Source organism: Streptomyces sp. NPDC029044, from assembly GCF_040637495.1.
Lineage (GTDB): Bacteria > Actinomycetota > Actinomycetes > Streptomycetales > Streptomycetaceae > Streptomyces.
Genome location: NZ_JBEZWN010000049.1, coordinates 40,085 through 58,572 on the forward strand (window position 1 = coordinate 40,085; position 18,488 = coordinate 58,572).

Below are 18,488 nucleotides of genomic sequence, written 5' to 3' on the forward strand. Positions count from 1 at the left end.
GACCACTGTTGTGACGCATCTGGCGCGGAGGCTGGAGGCACGCATGAGTACGACCACTTCCCACCCGTCCGAGCCCGACGGGCCGGCCGACGGACCGGCCCGGCCCGCCCGGCTGATCCAGAACGAGGCCACCACCGAGATCCCCGTCCACCTGCTGTTCCGCGACGACCCCGCCCCGGCGACGGTGCCGCTGAGACCGGCGGTCGTCGGCCGCAGGCAGGGCACCGGGGAGCAGCCGCGCCTCAGACGCCCGGCCCTCGCCCCGCAACGCCCGGTGCCGCAGGTCGATCCCGACCTGGTGGAGCGGCCCGCGCGGGTGCTGCCCGGCGCGGCCGGTGTACTGGCCGGGGCCTGTGGTGCGGCGGGCTGTGTGGCCACCTCCTGGTGGGCCGGGGTGCTGCCGCCGCTCGCGGTGGAGGCACTGCGGCTGCCCGCGATCGCCGGGCCCGGGCTCGGTCCCGCACAGTGGGCGGCGTACGCGGGGGCCGGGGCGCTCGGGCTGTTCGGGCTGGGCGGGCTGGCCCGGGGCCGGACCGGGCGGGCCTGGGTGCTGGACCTGTTCGGCCGCTACCGGGGGACCGTCCGGCGCTCCGGCCTGTTGTGGGTCAACCCGCTGCTGCTGCGCCGCCGGGTGGACGTACGGCTGCGGCACTGGCGCAGTGAGCCCGTGCCCGCGGCCGACGGGAGCGGGGTCGCGCTGCGGGTGGTCGTCCTGGTGGTGTGGCGGGTGCGGGACACCGCCCGGGCCACGCTCGGCGTCGAGGACCACGAGACGTATCTGCGCGAGTGCGTCGAGGCGGCCCTGGCCCGGGTGCCGGTGGAGACGCCGGGCGGGCCGAGGGCGGGCGGGGACGCGGCGGCCGAGACGCTGAGCCGGCTGGTGGCGACGGACGCGGCCCCGGTCGGCCTGGAGGTGTTCTCCGTGCAGCCGGTCCGTGTGGAGTACGCGCCCGAGGTCGCCGCCGCGATGCACCGCCGCCGGATGGCCGCGCTGGACGCCCAGCACCGGGCCAGCGTGCTCACCTCGGTCGTGGACTCGGTGGAGGACACGGTGACCCGGCTGACCGTGCGGGGGCTGGTCGAACTCGACGACTACGAGCGGAAGGCACTGGTGAAGGACCTGACGGTGGCGTTCTGCGCCGGCCGGGGCGAAACAGCTCCGTGATTGGTATGGACATGTTCAACTAGCGGCCATAATCTCAGACTTGGTCTAGACCTACACGCACGGCTCACCGAACTTCCCCCACGTTCTCCAGGAGCGGCAGCATGCGTACAAGGACCAAGTTGTCCGCAGCCGCGGTGGGACTGGCCACGACCGGAGCCCTCGTACTCTCCTCCGGCGGCGCCAGCGGCCACGGCTACACCGACCTCCCCATCAGCCGGCAGAAGCTCTGCCAGAACGGCACCGTGACCAACTGCGGCTCGATCCAGTGGGAGCCGCAGAGCGTCGAGGGCCCCAAGGGCTTCCCGGCCTCCGGCCCGGCCGACGGGCAGATCTGCAACGCAGGGCTCGGCCACTTCGGCCGGCTCAGCGCACCGCGCACACCGTCCGGCGGTGCCTGGCCGGCCACGAAGGTGACGGGCGGCCAGAGCTACACGTTCCGCTGGCAGTTCACCGCGATGCACGCCACGACCGACTTCAAGTACTACATCACCAAGCCGGGCTGGAACCAGAACCACAACCTGGCCCGGTCCGACCTCAACCTCACCCCGTTCTTCACCGTGCCCTACAACGGGCAGCGGCCGCCGTCCACGCTCTCCCACAGCGGCAGGCTGCCGTCCGGGCTGAGCGGCCGTCACGTCATCGTGGCCGTGTGGACGATCGCCGACACGGCCAACGCGTTCTACGCCTGTTCGGACGTCACCTTCTGACCCCTCCGAACCTCTGAGGTTCCCTTGAGTCACCGGTGCGGCCGGCGCGGGTAGGTTCCTCCCACGCCGGCCGCTCGAAGGCCGCCCAGGGCCTCGGGGGAGCTCATGGAAACCTTGTTCTACATCGTGCCCGCGCTCATGATCGCGGTCGCCTCCTGTGCCGTGGTCGTGGTGATCCGCCGCTCCGTGCGGGTCAGCCGCGCCTGGAGCAGCGGCCTGACCGCCGAGGCCCGCTGTCTGCGGACGTACACCACGACGAGTGGGGGCGGTGACAGCTCGGTGCGCACCACGCTGCACCACGTGTACGAGTTCGCCACGCGCGACGGCCGCGGCGTCCGCTTCGAGGAGCAGGGCGGGCCGGGGACGACCCTTGAGGGCGACATCGTCACCGTGCACTACCCGGCGGACCGTCCGGAGCACGCCACGGCCAGGCCCCCGGCGCAGGGGAAGCTCGTCGCGGGCACGGGATGTCTGCTCGCCTTCCTCGGCGTCTTCATCCTCTTCGCCATCGGCTTCATGGCGGTGACCTACGCGATGTTCTCCGCCGTGGGCGACTTCCCGCAGCCGTAGCCCTCCACATCTGACGTTACGTCAACTACCGTGCGCGGCCATGGACTCCACGGGCTCCAGGGCGAACACGGTCGCGGAACTCATCACCGTCCGGTGGGGCGACGAACGCCCCGGTCTGCGCTGGGCGGACCGGACCCTGACGCACCACGAGGTCGCGGCGGGTGCCGCGGCCCGGGCCGCACTCCTCGCGGACCTCCTCCCGCCGGCCGTCGAACCCCACGTCGGCGTGCTGCTCGACAACACCCCCGAGTTTCCTCTGTGGCTGGGCGCGGCGGCCCTGGCCGGGGCCGCCGTCGCCGGGATCAACCCCACCCGCCGCGGCGCCGAACTCGCCCGGGACGTCCTCCACACCGAATGCCGCGTCCTGGTCACCGAGCGGGCCCACCTGCCGCTGCTGGAGGGCTTGGCCCTGCCGGGAGTCCGCGTGCTGGTGACGGACACGAGGGAGTACCAGGAGCTCCTCGCCCCTTATGCGGACGCCCGCCCGGACCCCTCCCGCGCCACCCCGCGCGACCGCCTCCTGCTCTACTTCACCTCCGGCTCGACGGGCGCCCCCAAGGCCGCACTCTGCTCCCAGGGCCGCCTGGCAGCCGCCGGCCGCTCGCTCGCGGACCAGTTCTCCCTGTCCGCGGACGACGTCCACTACGTCTGCATGCCGATGTTCCACGGCAACGCGGTGATCGCCGACTGGGCACCCGCGCTGGTGACCGGTGCGACGGTGGCGCTGCGCCACCGCTTCTCGGCGTCCGGCTTCCTGCCGGACGTACGCCGGTACGGGGCGACGTACTTCACGTACGTGGGCCGGGCGATCCAGTACGTCCTGGCCACCGGGCCGCGTCCCGACGACCGCGACCACACGCTCCGGCTGGGCTTCGGCACGGAGGCCGGGGCGGTGGACGCGGCGGCCTTCGAGCGGCGGTTCGGGGTGCGGCTGGTGGAGGGGTACGGCTCGTCGGAGGGCGGCGCGGCCGTGCAGTGGTCGCCGGGAACCCCGACGGGCGCGGTGGGCCGGGCGGCACCCGGTCTGGTCGTCCTCGACCGGGAGACCGGCGAGGAGTGCCCGGCGGCCGTCTTCGACGGGGCGGGGCGCCTGCGCAACGGGGACGAGGCGATCGGCGAACTCGTGAACCGGGGCCCCAGCCCCTTCGAGGGCTACTGGCGCAACCCCCGGGCGGAGGCGGAACGCCGCAGGGCCGGCTGGTACTGGACGGGCGACCTCTTCTACCGCGACACCGACGGCTACCTCTACTTCGCCGGCCGCACCGACGACCGCCTCCGCGTCGACGGCGAGAACCTGGCGGCCGCGATGATCGAGAACATCCTGGCCCGCTACGAGGGGGCGGAGGCGGTCTGCGTGTACGCCGTACCCGACCCGGTGACCGGCGACCAGGTGATGGCGACGATCACCGGCTCGTTCGACCCGGAGACCTTCGCGACGTTCCTCGCCGCACAGCCCGATCTCGGGACGAAGATGGCGCCGCGGTTCGTACGGGTGGTGGCGCGGATGCCGGTGACGGCGACGAACAAGGTCCAGCGGGCGAAGCTGCGGAAAGAGGGCCTGAGCTGCGGAGATCCGGTGTGGTGGCGGCCGCCGGGGGAGGGCGCCTACCGCAGGCTGGCCACCGGGGATCCGGAACGCGCTGAGGGGCCCCTCGCTCCCACGAGAGGCCCCTCATCCGTGCGCCGCCAGGGACTCGAACCCCGGACCCGCTGATTAAGAGTCAGCTGCTCTAACCAACTGAGCTAGCGGCGCATGACTCCCGCCTGCCGCCGGAATCATGTTCCGTGGCGGGCGACGGAGAAAATACTACCCAATGCCGGGGGGTGCTCCGGACCACCCGGCAGGGTCGACGACGTCCTAGATCGCCAGGGAGAGCAGCACCGGTGCCGCGTTGCGGTTGAGGGCGTCCGCGGCCTCGCGCAGACGGTGGGCGTGCTCGACGGGGAGGGACAGGGCCAGGCAGCCGACGGAGGAGCCGGCCGTGATCGGGACGGCCGCGCAGACCGTGCCGACCGCGTACTCCTGGAGGTCCAGGACGGGCACGGTCGGCGGCTGGGCCTCCAGGCGGGACAGCAGGAGCCGGTCGCTGGTGATGGTGCGCGAGGTGAGGCGGGCCATCTTGTGCCGGGCGAGGTGGTCGCGGCGGCCGGCGTGGTCGAGCTGGGTGAGCAGGCTCTTGCCGATGGCGGTGGCGTGGGCCGAGGAGCGGAAGTCGACCCACTCGTTGACCTTGGGCGCGGCCGGGCTGTCGGCGTACTGGGTGATGCTGATCTCGCCGTCGACGTACCGGCTCATGTAGACGGCGGCGCCGACCGAGTCGCGCAGCCGGTCGAGGGTGCGCTGGAGTTTGTCGCGCAGGGCCTGCTCGCGATGGTGCGCGGACCCGAGGCGGGCCAGGGTCTCGCCCGTGACGTACGCGCCGTCGGTGATCTGCTCGACGTACCCTTCGCGGCGCAGCATGCGCAGGAGCGCGGTCAGTCGCTCCGGCGCGATGCCGGTGTGGCGGGCTATCTCGGCGTCGGTGACACCGTTGGAACCGCGCGCCACCGTCTCCAGGACGCGCAGGGCTTCCTGGGCCGAGTGGTACGGGGTGGTCGGCTCGTGCTTCAGCGCCACGGTGGTCTCCCCCTGCGCTTGCTGTAGGGCCGTAATCCGGTCAGTGAACCTCTTCCAGGTTAACCGGCAAGGGGCTTGCGGGGAGCGGGGGTTGGCAAGATTCCCGGGGCCCCGGACTGGGGCAATGGCACTCTGGCATATGCCAGATGCATGCCCCAGTCGCGGCCGGGCCGACGCGCCCGACGTTCCGCCTGTTCACGGGCCGTAGTCAGAGGACTGCGCTGAGGAACTCCCGTGTCCGGTCGAGCTCCGGGTCGCTGAAGATCTTTTCCGGCGGACCCGACTCGATGATCCGGCCAGAATCGAACATCAGCACCTGGTCGGAGATGTCCCGGGCGAATTTCATCTCGTGGGTCACACAGAGCATCGTGATGTCCGTGGAGCGGGCGATGTCCCTGAGGACGTCGAGCACGCCCGCGACCAGCTCGGGGTCGAGCGCGGAGGTCACCTCGTCCAGGAGCAGCACCTGCGGGCGCATCGCCAGGGCCCGGGCGATCGCCACCCGCTGCTGCTGGCCGCCGGAGAGCTGGGCCGGGTGCGCGTCGCACTTGTCGGCCAGACCCACCATGTCCAGCAGGCCCTTGGCCCGCTCCACCGCCTCGTCCTTCGGCATGCCGAGGACGGTGACCGGTGCCTCGGTGATGTTCCGCAGCACCGTCATGTTCGGGAACAGGTTGAACTGCTGGAACACCATCCCGATCTTCTTGCGGACCTCGCGGACCTGCTTGTCGGAGGCCGGGAACAGCTGCTGGCCGTCGACCGTGATCGTGCCCTCGTCGGGCTTGAGCAGCGTCATCAGCAGCCGCAGGATCGTGGTCTTGCCGGAGCCCGACGGGCCGATCAGGGTGACGTGCTTGCCGGCGTCGACCGAGAAGTCCAGGTGGTCCAGGACGGTGTTGCTCCCGAACCGCTTGGTGACCTGCTCCAGCCGGATCAGCTCGCCGGTGCTCCCGGCGGGGATCTTCTCGGGGTTGGTGCCGGGATTGGGAAGAGTGTCAGTGGGCAAGGCGTCGCTCCAGGGCTCGCATGGCAAGGGAGGCCAGGTAGGAAATGACGATGAAGGCCACGCCGATCACCGTCAGCGGCTCGGTGAACTGGAAGTGCTCCTGCGAGTACAGGCGCGCCCGGCCGAGCATCTCCAGCACGGTGATCGCCATGACCAGCGGGGTGTCCTTGAGCATGGAGATCACGTAGTTGCCGAGCGCGGGGACGACCCGGCGCACCGCCTGCGGCAGGATCACCGCGGTCCACGTCCGGCGCAGCGGCAGGTTCAGTGCCGTCGCCGCCTCCCACTGGCCGACCGGCACGGCCTCGATGCCGGCCCGGTAGACCTGCATCGTGTACGTCGAGTAGTGCAGCCCGATCGCGAAGACGCCGGTGGTCAGCGCCGAGAAGGTCACGCCCCACTCGGGCAGCACGTAGAAGAGGAAGAACAGCTGCACCAGCAGCGGGGTGTTGCGGACGAACTCCGTGACCGCGCCGACCGGCCAGGTCACCCACCGCGAGGGCACCCGCATCAGCAGCGCCCACACCAGGCCCAGCGCGAACGAGATCAGCGACCCGAGGACGAGGATCTGCAGGGTGACCAGCAGACCGGCCCAGAGGTCCGGCATGAAGCCGCTGACGGCGCTCCAGTCCCACTTCATGCGACAGCACCTCCCACACCGGTGGTCTGCGGACGGTCGAGCTCCTGGTCGGGCGTGCTGCCGACCGGCTTGCCCGTGCCGGCCTTGAGCTTGTTCTCCAGGCCGCGCATGCCGCGCGTCAGGACGAAGGCGATCACGAAGTAGATCAGCAGCACGATCGTGTAGATCTCCGCGCTCTCCTGGAGCGCCAGACGCACCAGGTTGCCGCTGAACGCCAGGTCACCCATGCCCATGATCGACACCAGGGCGGTGCCCTTGAGCAGTTCGACCAGCAGGTTGGAGAACGGCGGGATCATCTCCGGCACCGCCTGCGGCAGCAGGATCAGCCGCAGCCGCTGCCAGGGCGTGAAGCTGAGCGCGATCCCGCCCTCCTTCTGTGCCGGGTCGACCGCGTTCAGCGCGCCGCGCACGATCTCGGAGCCGTACGCCCCGTAGGTCAGTCCGAGCGCGAGGGTGCCCGCCCACAGCGGCACCAGCTGCCAGCCGAAGGCGACGGGCAGCACGAAGTACACCCAGAAGATCATCACCAGCGCCGACGTACCGCGGAACACCTCGGTGTAGACGCCCGCGAGGAAGCGGACGATCCACAGCCGGTGGGTGCGGGCCACGCCGACGACGAAGGACACCGCCGCGCCCAGCAGGGCGCTGCAGACGAGCAGCTGGACCGTGACCCAGACGCCCTTGAGTACGAGTTCCCAGAGTCCCGAGGTCATCCGCCGCAGAGCTCCTTCGCGGTCAGATCCGTCATCTCGGCCTCGGTGAAACCGAACGGCTTGAGGATGCGGAACAGTTCGCCGCTCTTCTTGAGCTTGCGCAGCTCCACGTTGAAGGCGTCCCGCAGGTTGGTCTCGGTCGGCCGGAACGCGAAGGCGCCTCCGTCGACGTGCGGCTTACCGCCGACGATCGGCTTGAACGGCTCGGTGGCCTCCGCCTTCGCGGACTTCTTCACCACCTCGCGCACGGTGAGCGCCGTACCGGCGAACACGTCCACGCGCCCCGCCTCGACCGCGTTCAGGCCCGCGACCTGGTCCGGGACGATCAGGATCTCGCTCTCCTTGTACCCCGCCTCGACGGCGTACTGGATCTCGGCGTAGCCGGTCCCGGTGGCGAACTTCGCCTTCTTCCCGACGACGTCCTTGTAGCTGTGCAGCCCCTTGGGGTTGCCCTTGCGCACGATGAACGCGTCGAGCATCTGGTAGTCGGGGTCGGCGAAGATGACCTGCTCGCAGCGCTCGGGGTTGACGTACATCCCGGCGGCCACGACGTCGAACTGCTGGGAGTTCAGGCCCGGGATGAGCGAGCCGAACTCGGTCGGCACGGGCTGCACCCGGTCGATGCCGAGCCGCTTGAAGATCACCTTGGCCAGTTCCGGTGCCTCACCGGTCAGTTCGCCGTCCGTGTCGATGAAGCCGAACGGGATCTCACCCGCGATGCCGAGCCGGACGACGCCCGTCGCCCGGAGCCGGGCGAGCAGGTCACCACCCTTGACGTTCGACGAGGTGGCGACCCGGCTGCATCCGGCGGCACCCAGCGCGCCGAGCGCCGCCACCCCCGCGAGCAGCGACCGGCGTGTGGGCCCTGAGGCGGGCCGGGATATGAGTCCGGGACTTCGCAGTGTGCTTCTGTGTGGGCTTCTCTGTGGTGGAGCCATGGGCGCGCGGCTACCCGACCGCATCCGAGTTATTCCGGTCTTTTCAAGCCCCCCACTTGCCCGATGCGCCCTTGACCCGAGCGGCGGTGGGCACTCCCATGGAGGGCATGGCTGATCGCTACATCGAAGTCTCGCTGGTCAAGCGCGACGTGACCTGCACGGCCAGGCTGCTGGACGACCGCGCGCCGATCACCTGCGCGGCCGTCTGGGATTCCCTTCCACTGGCCGGGGACGTCTACCACGCGAAGTACGCACGCAACGAGATCTACGCCCTCTTCCCGCCTTTCGCCCAAAACGAGCCACCCCTGGAAAACCCGACCATCACTCCCATTCCCGGCGACCTCTGCTATTTCACCTTCGCCGGGGCCGAGTTGGGGACCAAGGCGTACGGCTACGACCGCGAGGTCCGTGCCGGCACCACGCTCGTCGACCTGGCCCTGTTCTACGAGCGCAACAACCTGCTGCTGAACGGCGACGTCGGCTGGGTCCCCGGCATCGTCTGGGGCCAGGTCGTCGACGGCCTGGAGACCATGGCCGAGGCGTGCAACGACCTGTGGAGGTCGGGAGCGGCGGGGGAGTCGCTCAGCTTCCGGAGGGCGTAGGCCGGCCCGCGGAGGCCGCCCCCGCCTCGTACAGCGCGTGCGCCGCCCGCAGCACCAGATCGTCCCGGTGCCGGGCGGCCACGAGCTGGAGACCGATCGGCAGACCGTCCCCGTCGGCACCGACCGGCACGCTCGCCGCGGGCTGCTGCGTCATGTTGAACGGGTAGGTGAACGGGGTCCAGCCCGTCCACCGCCGGTGGCCGGATCCCTTCGGTACCTCGGGGCCCGCCTCGAACGCCGTGAGCGGCAGGGTCGGTGTGACGAGCAGGTCGTACGATTCGTGGAACCGGCCCATCCGGCGGCCCTGGTCCATCCGGACGTCCACCGCGGCCAGATAGTCCAGCGCCGAGTAGCGGGCGCCCCGCGCGCAGATCTCCCGCAGGCCCGGGTCGAGCAACTCCCGCTGCCGGGGGCCCAGATGCTGGGTCACCCGGGCCGCCCCGCTGAACCACAGGGTGTGGAAGGCCTCCACCGGGTCGGTGAGGTCCGGGTCGGTCTCCGTGACGTACGCGCCGAGCTCGGCCAGCCGCTCCACCGCCCGCCGCACCGTCCGCGCGACCTCCGGCTGCACCGCCACCTGCCCGCCCAGCGACGGCGAGTACGCCACCCGCAGCCCGCGCACCCCGGCCGCGCCCGCCAGGCCCTCCGTGTACGGACCGGCCGGGGCCCCGAGCGCCGACCAGTCGCGCGAGTCCGGGTGGCCGATGACGTCCATCAGCAGCGCCGCGTCCGCCGCGTCCCGGGTCATCGGACCCACGTGCGCCAGCGTGCCGAACGCGCTCGCCGGGTAGAGCGGCACCCGCCCGTAGGTCGGCTTCAGCGCGAAGATCCCGCAGAACGACGCCGGGATGCGCACACTGCCGCCGCCGTCCGTGCCCAGCGACAGCGGCCCCGCGCCGAGCGCCACGGCCGCCGCACTGCCGCCGCTGGACCCGCCCGCCGTGCGCGAGGGATCCCACGGGTTGCGCGTCACACCGCTGAGCGGCGAGTCCGTCACGCCCTTCCAGCCGTACTCGGGGGTCGTCGTCTTGCCGAGGAAGACCGCCCCGTGCTCCCGCATCCGGGCCACGGAGGGGGCGTCCTCGTCCCAGCGCCCGGCCGCCGGGTCCACGGCCTTCGAGCCCCGCAGGGTCGGCGCCCCGCGCTGGAGCAGGATGTCCTTGACGGTGACCGGCACGCCGTCGAGCAGGCCCCGTGGCTCACCGCGCCGCCATCGCTCCTCCGACTCCCGGGCCCGTTCCAGCGCGTCCTCGGCGGTCAGCCGGACGAAGGCGTTCACCTCCGGCTGGATCGCCTCGGCCCGCTCCAGGGCCGCCTGCGTCGCCTCCACGGGACTCCATTCGCCCTTGCGGTACCCGTCGAGGAGCCGTACGGCGGTCAGCTCGGTGAGCTCGGTCATCCACCCTCCAAGGAACGTCAGTGACCAGGTACGTACCCACGCTGCTTGTCGACCACGTTCTTCAGCGGCTCCCCGGCCGCCCACTGTTCGTACAGCTCCACGAACTGGGCACCGAGTTCGTCGCGCCAGCCGATGGTGTCGCCGCTCATGTGGGGGGACACGATCAGGTCCGGTGACTGCCACAACGGGCTCTCGGCGGGCAGGGGTTCGGCCTCGAAGACGTCCAGGGCCGCGCCCGCGATCCAGCGCTTGGCCAGAGCCTCGGCGAGTGCGTCCTCGACGACCAGTTGACCGCGGCCGATGTTGACGAACCGGGCCGACGGCTGCATCAGGCCGAAGCGGCGGGCGTCGAACATGCCCCGGGTCTCGTCCGTCAGCGGCGCTGCCGCGATCACCCAGTCGGCGCGGGCCAGCAGCCGGTCCAGGTCATCCGGGCCGTGCACGCCGGAGCGCGCGGCACGGCCCACGAGCGCGGTCGTGATGCCCAGCGCCCCCAGTGTGTGCGCGATGGCCCGCCCGATCGGCCCGGAGCCGACCACCACGGCCCGGCTCCCGGCGATCTTGTGTGACTCGCGGTGCCGCCAGGTCCGTTCCCGCTGGAGCTCCAGCGTCCGCGGCAGGTCCTTGGCCATCGCCAGCACGAGCGCGGCGACGTACTCGGCGATCGGCTGGTCGAAGACGCCGCGCGCGTTCGTCACCACCGTGTCCGAAGCGGCGAGTTCCGGACACATCAGATGGTCCACGCCGGCGCTGGCCGTATGCACCCAGCGCGGCCGCGGGCCCTCGCCCGGCCAGGCGTCCCGCACGGCGCGCGAGGTGAAGTCCCACACCAGGAGTACATCCGCACGCGGGAGGCGCGCGGCGAGTCCCGCCGCGTCGGTGTGCTCGATATGGGCGTGACCGGTGAGGCGGCCGAGGCGGGGGAGGGGTTCGGCGTCCAGGACGAGAAGCGTGGGGGTGGGCATGAGCAGCCGTTTCTCCAGCCGTTCGGCGGGGCCGGCCGGTCGCGGGGCGCCGGTCGGTGACGACGAGTTAACCCGGTGTTGACCAAGGAGTGATCCGGGCGGATTGACCACGCTCGCACCCGAACCTACCGTCGTCAACACGGGCGTTCCCACGATCCGTTGCACACTAGTTGCCCAGCGTGAGGCCGGTGCCTGCCATGGACGTCTCATTTCTCGGCGGGCCCGGCCCGCAGCGCGGGGTCGGCGTCGTCGCCCCCTTCGACTTCGCACTCGACCGCGAGCTGTGGCGCTGGGTGCCGGACGAGGTCTCCCTGCACATGACACGAACGCCCTACGTGCCGGTCGAGGTGAGTCTCGACCTGGCCCGCCTGGTCAGCGAGCACGAGACGCTCAGCGAGGCGGTCCGCACCCTCAACGCGATCGCCCCCGAGGTCGTGGCCTACGCCTGCACGTCCGGCAGCTTCGTCGGCGGCATGATGGGCGAGCGGGCGATGTGCGAGGCGATGAGCCGGGCCGGAGCCGTACCGGCGATCACCACCTCCGGCGCACTGCTGGAGGCCCTGGTGGAGCTGGACGTACGCCGGGTGGCGCTGGTGACGCCCTACACGGTCTCGGTGACGCAGTCCCTGGAGGCCTACGTCGCGCAGGCCGGCGTCACGATCTCCGGCTGCGCCTTCATGGGGCTGACCCGGCACATCTGGAAGGTCCCCTACCGGGAGGTCGTGGACATGGCCCGGCAGGCCGTCCGCGGCGACGCCGACGCGCTGTTCATCAGCTGCACCAACCTGCCCACGTACGACGTGATCCCGCAGCTGGAGGCCGAGCTGCGCATCCCGGTGATCTCGGCCAACCAAGTGACGATGTGGGCGGCACTGCGCCGACTGGGTACCCGTGCCGTGGGGCCGTACCAAGCGCTGATCAATCCGGCGGCGCGTTCCGGCCCCGCAGCGCCGGGGGCGGACCCCGGCCCCGTACTGCCGGAAGAAGAGCAGCAGCAGGAAGGCTGGACATGACAGCACTGGGATTTCTCTACCCGGGCCACTCCGCCGAGGACGACTATCCGCGCATCGAGCAGTTGCTGGGCAGCGACATCCGGGTGGACCTGGTGCACACCGACATCGGTGAGGACGCGCACCGGGTGGACGCGCTGCTGGAGATGGGCTCCGCCGGGCGGCTCGCGGCGGGCGTCCAGGAACTGCGGCACGCCGGTGCCGACGCCGTGGTGTGGGCCTGCACGAGCGGCAGCTTCGTCTACGGCTGGGACGGCGCGCAGGAGCAGGTCCGTGCCCTGGCCCAGACCGCCGGGCTGCCGGCCTCGTCCACGTCCTTCGCGTTCGCGCACGCGGTGCGGGAGCTGGGGGCGCGCAGGGTCGCGATCGGAGCGACGTACCCGGAGGACGTGGCGCAGCTCTTCGCCGAGTTCCTGCGCGCGGCCGGTGTGGAGGTCGTGGCGGTCAACAGCTCCGGCATCATCACGGCCGCCGAGGTCGGCACGTGGGGCGAGGCCGAACTCCTCGCGCTGGCCCGCAACTCCGACCACCCCGACGCCGAGGCACTCCTCCTCCCCGACACGGCCCTCCACACGGCGGCCCACATCCCGGCCCTGGAGAAGGAACTCGGCAAGCCGATCCTCACCGCCAACCAGGTCACGGTCTGGGAGGGCCTGCGCCTGGCGGACCGGCGGGTGAACGCGCCGGAGCTGGGGGCGCTGTTCACGAGGGAGCCGATCGTCCAGGCGTGAGGCGAGGAGGCACCAGCGTGAGCCGCTGCTTCCGGCACGGCTCACGCCCTCCGTGCCGGGGGTGGGGGTGGGGGCGGCGGACGCGGCGGTGGCGGGACGGTGGGCCGCTCCCGGCGGCCCGCACCACCCCGTACGCACCCGTCGTCAGGGAGTGCGAGTGCCCCGGGGCGGTCGAGGAAGGACGCCGTTCCCTCGAACGCACCGTCCATGGGGGCCGGAATCGGTCCTACCCCTTCTTCGGGACGAAGCAGGGCAAAGCGGCTCCAACACCCCACTCAAAGCTGAGGAATGCTCAACTCCGCCGCCACGCCCGGCCCTTGGGTTGACCGGAAGCGCGTTCCCCTCCAGTTGTCCATCCCGTGCACACTGGCCACGTCCGCAGCCAGTCGTGCCGTGAAGGACTCCCCGATGGCCGAACCGGGCCCGTTCAGATCCCCCGCAAGCGCTGTCCAGCTGTCCGGGCGCCTGCTGTGCTGGTGCCTGGCCGCGGCCATGACCTCCGCCGCCGTGGACGCCTTCCTCCGTCCCACGCCCGGGTGGTGGGGTGCCGTGTGGCTCCTGCCCTGGTGGCTCGCCTGCGCGACCGCCGTCGCATGGGCCCTCCTGCGGGCCCGCGAGAAGGCCGACCGGCCACCCCCGCAGGGCGACGCCCGGAGCGACTGGGAGCAGGCCGCCTGACGATCCCGGGCGCATGGCCGGGAATAACCGGAGACTGTCCCCTGTTAGAGCCGGAACGACAGCACACGGCCCACAGCAGGAGGCACCCCACCGTGGCGGCAGACGACACACACGGCGCGGCAGACGAGATACGCGGCGCGGCGCAGGGGGACGCCCCCGTCCCCCTCTCCGTACTGGACCTGGTCACCGTGGGGGCCGGCCGTACCGCCTCCGACGCCCTGCGCACCAGCGTCGACCTGGTCCGCCTCGCGGAGCGCCGCGGGTTCCACCGCTACTGGGTCGCCGAGCACCACTCGATGCCGGGCGTCGCCTCCTCGTCCCCGGCCGTGATCCTGGCCCACCTCGCCGCCCACACCGAACGCATCCGGCTCGGCTCGGGCGGCGTGATGCTGCCCAACCACGCCCCGCTCGTGATCGCCGAGCAGTTCGGGACGCTGGAGGCCATGGCCCCGGGCCGGATCGACCTCGGCCTCGGCCGTGCCCCGGGCACGGACGGCGCCACCGCCGCCGCCCTGCGCCGCACGGAACGGCTGAACGAGGGCGCCGACGACTTCCCCCAGCAGCTCGCCGAGCTGACCCGCTTCCTCGACGACGACTTCCCCGACGGGCACCCCTACCGCCGCATCCACGCGGTCCCCGGCCCGGTCCAGGCCACCTCCCCCGGCGGCGTCCAGTCCCCGCACCGCCCGCCGCTCTGGCTGCTCGGCTCCTCCGGCTTCAGCGCCCGCCTCGCGGGGACCCTGGGGCTGCCCTTCGCCTTCGCCCATCACTTCTCCGCGCAGAACACCGTCCCGGCCCTGGACCTGTACCGGGAGTCCTTCCGGCCGTCCGCCGTGCTGGACGAGCCGTACGCCCTCATCGGCGTCTCCGCGCTCGCCGCCGACGAGGAGAAGGAGGCCCGCCGGCAGGTGCTGGCCGCCGCCCTCAGCATGGTCCGGCTGCGCACCGGCCGCCCCGGCCTCGTGCCCAGCCCGGAGGAGGCGGAGGCCTACGACTTCAGCCCCATGGAGCGCGACTTCGTCGACTCCTGGAACGCCAACGTCGTCCACGGCACCCCCGACGAGGTCCGCTCGGGCCTGGACGACCTCGCCAAGCGCACCGGCGCCGACGAGCTGATGATCACGGCCAACGCGCACGGCGGTGACGTCCGGCTGCGCTCCTACGAACTCATCGCCGACGCCTACGGGTTGCCGACGCCCGCCTCCGCCTGAACGTCGGGGGTGCCCAGCAGCTCGGAGATGCGGTCCGGCGGCACCGGACGGGAGTAGAGCCAGCCCTGTCCGGTGTCGCAGCCGATGCTGCGCAGCCGGGTCGCCTGGGCCGAGGTCTCCACGCACTCGGCCGTGACGGTCAGCCCGAGCCGGTGCGCCAGCTGGATCATCGCCTCGACGACCACCTCGTCGGCCGGGTTGGCACGAGCGGCGGCCTCCCGGTCGTCGTACTGGAAGCCGCGCACGAACGATCCGTCGAGTTTCAGCACCGACACCGGCAGCCGGCTCAGGTACGCGAGGTTCGAGTAGCCGGTGCCGAAGTCGTCGATGGCGATACGCACGCCCATGTCGCTGAGGGCCTTGAGGGTCTGCAGCGGGCGGCCCGCCGAGCCCATCACCGCCGATTCCGTGAGCTCCAGTTGGAGCAGGTGCGGTGCCAGGCCCGTCCCGGCCAGGGTCTCCGCGACGTCGGCCACCAGGTCGGAGTCCCAGACCTGACGTACCGCCACGTTCACGCTGACGAAGATCGGCGGCTCGTCCGGGTGGTCCAGCTGCCAGCGGCGGGCCTGCTCACAGGCCGTGCGCAGTACCCAGCGGCCCAGCGGGACGATCGAACCGTCCTCCTCCGCCAGGCCGATGAACCGATTCGGCGTCAGCACGCCGAACTGTGGGTGGTTCCAGCGGATGAGCGCCTCGACGCCGTGCAGCCGGTCGTCCTCCATGCCGACCAGCGGCTGGTACTCCAGCCGGAACTCGCCCCGCTCGATGGCGGGCCGGAGCGTGGAGGCGAGGGCCTGGCGCGTCATGCGGTGCGCGTTGCGCTCCGGGTCGAACAGGGTCCAGCGGGCCTTGCCGTCGGTCTTCGCCCAGTACAGCGTCGTGTCCGCCGCCTGCATCAGCGCGGTCGGGGTGGTGCCGGCCGCGTGCCGCTCGACGACGCCGATCGACGCCGAGACCGACAGCCGCTGGCCGGAGATGTCGAACGGGTCCTGGATCGCCCGCAGCGCCGACTCGGCCAGCTCGGCCAGCTGTTCGGTGCCCGTGGAGTCCTCGACGAGCAGTGCGAACTCGTCCCCGCCGAGCCGGGCCACCAGCGGGATGCTGGTGCGTGAGTGGCCGGCCTCGTCGGCGCAGCGCGTGAGGCGCTCGGCGACGGCGGCCAGCAGCCGGTCGCCGATGCGGTGGCCGAGGGTGTCGTTGACGGCCTTGAAGCCGTCCAGGTCCAGGTAACACAGCCCGATCCGGCCCGTGCCGCTCTGCTCGTAGGACTCCGCCTCCAGCGCGGCCGACAGCCGCTCGAAGAACAGGGTGCGGTTGGGCAGCCGGGTCACCGGGTCGTGCATCTGCAAGTGGCGCAGCCGGGCCTGGAGTTCCCGGCGGGCACTGATGTCGGCGACGGACAGCAGCACGCCGTCGTCCTCGGCGGCCAGCGGGGCGACCGTCACCTGCACCCACAGCGAGCGCCCGTCGGGGTGCTTGAGCCGGCGCGTGCAGCGCAGCCGGGACTGCCGTCCGCGCAGCACCTCGCGGTAGGCGTGCCAGGTGCGGGCGTCGGAGGTGAGGTCGACCAGGTCGGCTGCGACCGCCCCGGCGAACCCGTCCGGGCTGCCGCCGAGCAGCGCGGCGAGCGCATCGTTGGCGCTGACGACCGTGCCTTCGCGGTCCACGACGGCCATGGCGAGCGGGGCGGCCGTGAAGACGGAGCGGTAGGGCTGCCGGGTCGCAGGCTCGGTACGGGGAGACGTGTCGATCTCACTCTCTGTGACGACCGGCCGGTCCAGGTCTGCCGCGGGCGCCGGCCCTTCGGAGGTTCCGCTCACCGCTCGCTCCCGCATGTATTCGATCTCTGTCCGTGCAGGAAAGGTCAGGAAAGTGTGCCGATCATAGAGGCTGGCCCGAGGGCCTTCCAGCCGGTGTCCAGTCTCCCCGGCCAACCGGCCCTTCTGCCAGATCGTTTCTGCACGCGCCTGGACGCCTTCTTCAGGCCGCCGACCAGTTGTGACGTTCTGTGAGTGCTTCGGGGGTGTCGGCTTCCGCGATTTTTCGCCCCCTTCACCCGACCGGTGCAGGCAAACAGGACGCAGTACGACAAATCATCACAGGCTGGGTGCGGTGTCCCGCGATCCGCACCCGGAGGTACCTGTGCCGCGTCCGTTTCCGCGCGCCCGACTGCGCAGCACCGCGGCCGTGTTCACCACCATGTCGGCGCTCGCCGCCACCTCCCTCGGCGCCGGCCCCTCGGCCGCCGAGTCCGACCCGGCGGCGCCGTGCGCCCTGACCCGGACCGACGCCCACCACTCGGAGGGTCTGGACACCTGGAACACCGCCTATCCGCGCCCGCTCCGCTCCCTGGACGCGGTGATGGTCTTCCTGTCCTTCCCGGACTCCCACCCCCTGACCACGCCGCAGGAGCTGACCGCCGACCACTTCCCGGCGACCACCCGCTTCTTCGAACGTGCTTCCTATGGCCGCTTCACCCTGCGCCCGCACGCGCTGCGGCACTGGATCCGGATGCCACAGCCGTCCACCGCGTACGACATACAGCGCGACTGGAGCCCCGGGCGCCGGGCCGCCTACCTGCGTGACGCCCTGTCCGTCGCCGACCCGCAGGTGGACTTCTCGCGCTATGACGTCGTGTACTTCGTCGCCGACCCGGACGCGCCCGGCGTGGACTCCGACGCCACCAAGGTGGTGAACCTGGCGAGCCCGCTGCGGGCCGACGGCACCGACCTGCGCCGGATCGTCACGGTGTTCGAGCAGCACCCGCCGGACCGGCTCGTCCTCGCCCATGAGACCGGGCACGTGTTCGACTTGCCCGACCTGTACCACCGGCCCGTGGACGGCAAGGGCGACTGGGACACGCACGTCGGCGACTGGGATCTGATGGGCAGCCAGTTCGGACTCGCCCCGGACCTCTTCGCCTGGCACAAGTGGAAACTGGGCTGGCTGGATCCGCGGCAGGTGCGGTGCGTGCAGGACGCCGGGCCCGCCCGGCTGACCCTGGAACCGCTGGCGGCGGGGCCGGGGGTGCCGACGACGGGGGCCGCGGGGGCTCCGGCCTTCGGTCTCGGGCGGGGCACCAAGCTCGCCGTGCTGCGGACCGGGCCCGACAGTGTGCTGGCCTTCGAGGCGCGCGGGCCGGTGGGCAACGACGCGGCCGCGTGCCGGCAGGGGGTCCTCGTGTACCGGGTGCGGGGCGGGGCGGCGCAGTCCGGGGGCGGGCCCATCGAGGTGATCGACGCCCATCCGCGCACGGACGCGTGCTGGGAGAACTCCGTGTACCCGCCCTTGGCGGACGCGCCGATCGGCATCGGGGAGAGTTTCACGGTGCCGGGGGAGGACGTGCGGGTGAAGGTGGAGGGGCGCACGGCTTCGGGGGCGTGGACGGTGAAGATCGCGGTGGGGCGTTGAAGCGGGCGGCGGTGGAACGCCGAGTGGCGGGGGTGTGCCAGCACGCCGGGGACGATCACGTCGTCCGCCGAGTTCCAGGGGTAGTGCGTGTCGCAGGAGTGGTCGAGGTTGGGGATGGCCGCGGC

General features: G+C 71.8%; 18 protein-coding genes and 1 tRNA gene. 10 read left to right on the forward strand and 9 right to left on the reverse strand.

Annotated features, from left to right (window positions below):
- The first annotated feature begins 43 nt into the window (after positions 1 to 43).
- From AB0E85_RS29730 to AB0E85_RS29745, 4 genes are all read left to right on the forward strand, one after another.
- A complete protein-coding gene (locus AB0E85_RS29730; RefSeq protein ID WP_361933441.1) occupies positions 44 to 1,165 on the forward strand; it encodes an SPFH domain-containing protein in 1,122 nt (373 codons plus the stop codon).
- A 101-nt stretch (positions 1,166 to 1,266) separates the two neighbouring features.
- Positions 1,267 to 1,872, forward strand: a complete 606-nt coding sequence (locus tag AB0E85_RS29735) for a lytic polysaccharide monooxygenase (RefSeq protein ID WP_361933444.1) — start codon at positions 1,267 to 1,269, stop codon at positions 1,870 to 1,872.
- A gap of 105 nt (positions 1,873 to 1,977) precedes the next feature.
- Positions 1,978 to 2,442 (forward strand): DUF3592 domain-containing protein, encoded by a 465-nt coding sequence (locus AB0E85_RS29740; RefSeq protein WP_361933446.1) that lies wholly within the window; start codon positions 1,978 to 1,980, stop codon positions 2,440 to 2,442.
- Between the two features lie 40 nt (positions 2,443 to 2,482).
- Positions 2,483 to 4,156 carry a long-chain-fatty-acid--CoA ligase gene (locus AB0E85_RS29745; RefSeq protein ID WP_361933448.1) on the forward strand — a complete coding sequence of 558 codons (1,674 nt, stop codon included), beginning with the start codon at positions 2,483 to 2,485 and terminating at the stop codon, positions 4,154 to 4,156.
- Here AB0E85_RS29745 and AB0E85_RS29750 read toward each other — a convergent pair.
- The 6 genes from AB0E85_RS29750 to ehuB all read right to left on the reverse strand — a co-directional run bounded on the left by AB0E85_RS29750 (position 4,122) and on the right by ehuB (position 8,254).
- Positions 4,122 to 4,195: transfer RNA gene (locus AB0E85_RS29750), tRNA-Lys, on the reverse strand. The two genes, AB0E85_RS29745 and AB0E85_RS29750, sit on opposite strands and share 35 nt — an antisense overlap.
- A gap of 105 nt (positions 4,196 to 4,300) precedes the next feature.
- On the reverse strand, positions 4,301 to 5,059 hold the full coding sequence (locus AB0E85_RS29755; protein WP_361933451.1) for an IclR family transcriptional regulator C-terminal domain-containing protein: 759 nt from the start codon (positions 5,057 to 5,059) through the stop codon (positions 4,301 to 4,303).
- 208 nt (positions 5,060 to 5,267) lie between these two features.
- Complete coding sequence (gene ehuA, locus AB0E85_RS29760; RefSeq protein WP_361933454.1) at positions 5,268 to 6,065, reverse strand: ectoine/hydroxyectoine ABC transporter ATP-binding protein EhuA; 798 nt, start codon at positions 6,063 to 6,065, stop codon at positions 5,268 to 5,270.
- Positions 6,055 to 6,705 (reverse strand): ectoine/hydroxyectoine ABC transporter permease subunit EhuD, encoded by a 651-nt coding sequence (ehuD, locus tag AB0E85_RS29765; RefSeq protein WP_361933457.1) that lies wholly within the window; start codon positions 6,703 to 6,705, stop codon positions 6,055 to 6,057. Before ehuD ends, ehuA begins: the two co-directional genes overlap by 11 nt.
- The gene (gene ehuC, locus AB0E85_RS29770; RefSeq protein WP_361933460.1) at positions 6,702 to 7,418 is read right to left on the reverse strand and encodes an ectoine/hydroxyectoine ABC transporter permease subunit EhuC; all 717 of its coding nucleotides are present in this window, start codon (positions 7,416 to 7,418) and stop codon (positions 6,702 to 6,704) included. The genes ehuD and ehuC overlap by 4 nt, the downstream gene beginning before the upstream one ends.
- Complete coding sequence (ehuB, locus tag AB0E85_RS29775) at positions 7,415 to 8,254, reverse strand: ectoine/hydroxyectoine ABC transporter substrate-binding protein EhuB (RefSeq protein ID WP_361933463.1); 840 nt, start codon at positions 8,252 to 8,254, stop codon at positions 7,415 to 7,417. Before ehuB ends, ehuC begins: the two co-directional genes overlap by 4 nt.
- A 209-nt stretch (positions 8,255 to 8,463) precedes the next feature.
- On the opposite strand from ehuB, the gene AB0E85_RS29780 reads away from it, so the two are divergent.
- The gene (locus tag AB0E85_RS29780; protein WP_361933466.1) at positions 8,464 to 8,958 is read left to right on the forward strand and encodes a DUF3830 family protein; all 495 of its coding nucleotides are present in this window, start codon (positions 8,464 to 8,466) and stop codon (positions 8,956 to 8,958) included.
- On the opposite strand, the gene AB0E85_RS29785 is transcribed toward AB0E85_RS29780, so the two are convergent.
- On the reverse strand, positions 8,939 to 10,357 hold the full coding sequence (locus AB0E85_RS29785; RefSeq protein ID WP_361933469.1) for an amidase: 1,419 nt from the start codon (positions 10,355 to 10,357) through the stop codon (positions 8,939 to 8,941). The genes AB0E85_RS29780 and AB0E85_RS29785 overlap by 20 nt on opposite strands.
- A gap of 17 nt (positions 10,358 to 10,374) precedes the next feature.
- Positions 10,375 to 11,322 carry a D-2-hydroxyacid dehydrogenase gene (locus AB0E85_RS29790; protein ID WP_361933471.1) on the reverse strand — a complete coding sequence of 316 codons (948 nt, stop codon included), beginning with the start codon at positions 11,320 to 11,322 and terminating at the stop codon, positions 10,375 to 10,377.
- Between the two features lie 197 nt (positions 11,323 to 11,519).
- Here AB0E85_RS29790 and AB0E85_RS29795 point away from each other — a divergent pair, with 197 nt between their 5' ends.
- From AB0E85_RS29795 to AB0E85_RS29810, 4 genes are all read left to right on the forward strand, one after another.
- The gene (locus tag AB0E85_RS29795) at positions 11,520 to 12,335 is read left to right on the forward strand and encodes an aspartate/glutamate racemase family protein (RefSeq protein WP_361933474.1); all 816 of its coding nucleotides are present in this window, start codon (positions 11,520 to 11,522) and stop codon (positions 12,333 to 12,335) included.
- Positions 12,332 to 13,063, forward strand: a complete 732-nt coding sequence (locus AB0E85_RS29800; protein WP_361933477.1) for an aspartate/glutamate racemase family protein — start codon at positions 12,332 to 12,334, stop codon at positions 13,061 to 13,063. Before AB0E85_RS29795 ends, AB0E85_RS29800 begins: the two co-directional genes overlap by 4 nt.
- A 408-nt stretch (positions 13,064 to 13,471) precedes the next feature.
- On the forward strand, positions 13,472 to 13,741 hold the full coding sequence (locus AB0E85_RS29805; protein ID WP_361933480.1) for a hypothetical protein: 270 nt from the start codon (positions 13,472 to 13,474) through the stop codon (positions 13,739 to 13,741).
- Positions 13,742 to 13,833: 92 nt separating this feature from the next.
- Positions 13,834 to 14,952: an LLM class flavin-dependent oxidoreductase gene (locus AB0E85_RS29810; RefSeq protein ID WP_361933483.1), complete on the forward strand. Its 1,119-nt coding sequence runs from the start codon at positions 13,834 to 13,836 to the stop codon at positions 14,950 to 14,952.
- Here AB0E85_RS29810 and AB0E85_RS29815 read toward each other — a convergent pair.
- Positions 14,922 to 16,787, reverse strand: coding sequence for an EAL domain-containing protein (locus AB0E85_RS29815; RefSeq protein ID WP_361933486.1), 1,866 nt, complete (start codon positions 16,785 to 16,787; stop codon positions 14,922 to 14,924). The two genes, AB0E85_RS29810 and AB0E85_RS29815, sit on opposite strands and share 31 nt — an antisense overlap.
- Positions 16,788 to 17,094: 307 nt before the next feature.
- Between AB0E85_RS29815 and AB0E85_RS29820 the strand changes: the two genes are divergently transcribed.
- Positions 17,095 to 18,363 carry a M6 family metalloprotease domain-containing protein gene (locus AB0E85_RS29820; protein ID WP_361933489.1) on the forward strand — a complete coding sequence of 423 codons (1,269 nt, stop codon included), beginning with the start codon at positions 17,095 to 17,097 and terminating at the stop codon, positions 18,361 to 18,363.
- The last annotated feature ends 125 nt before the right edge of the window (positions 18,364 to 18,488 follow it).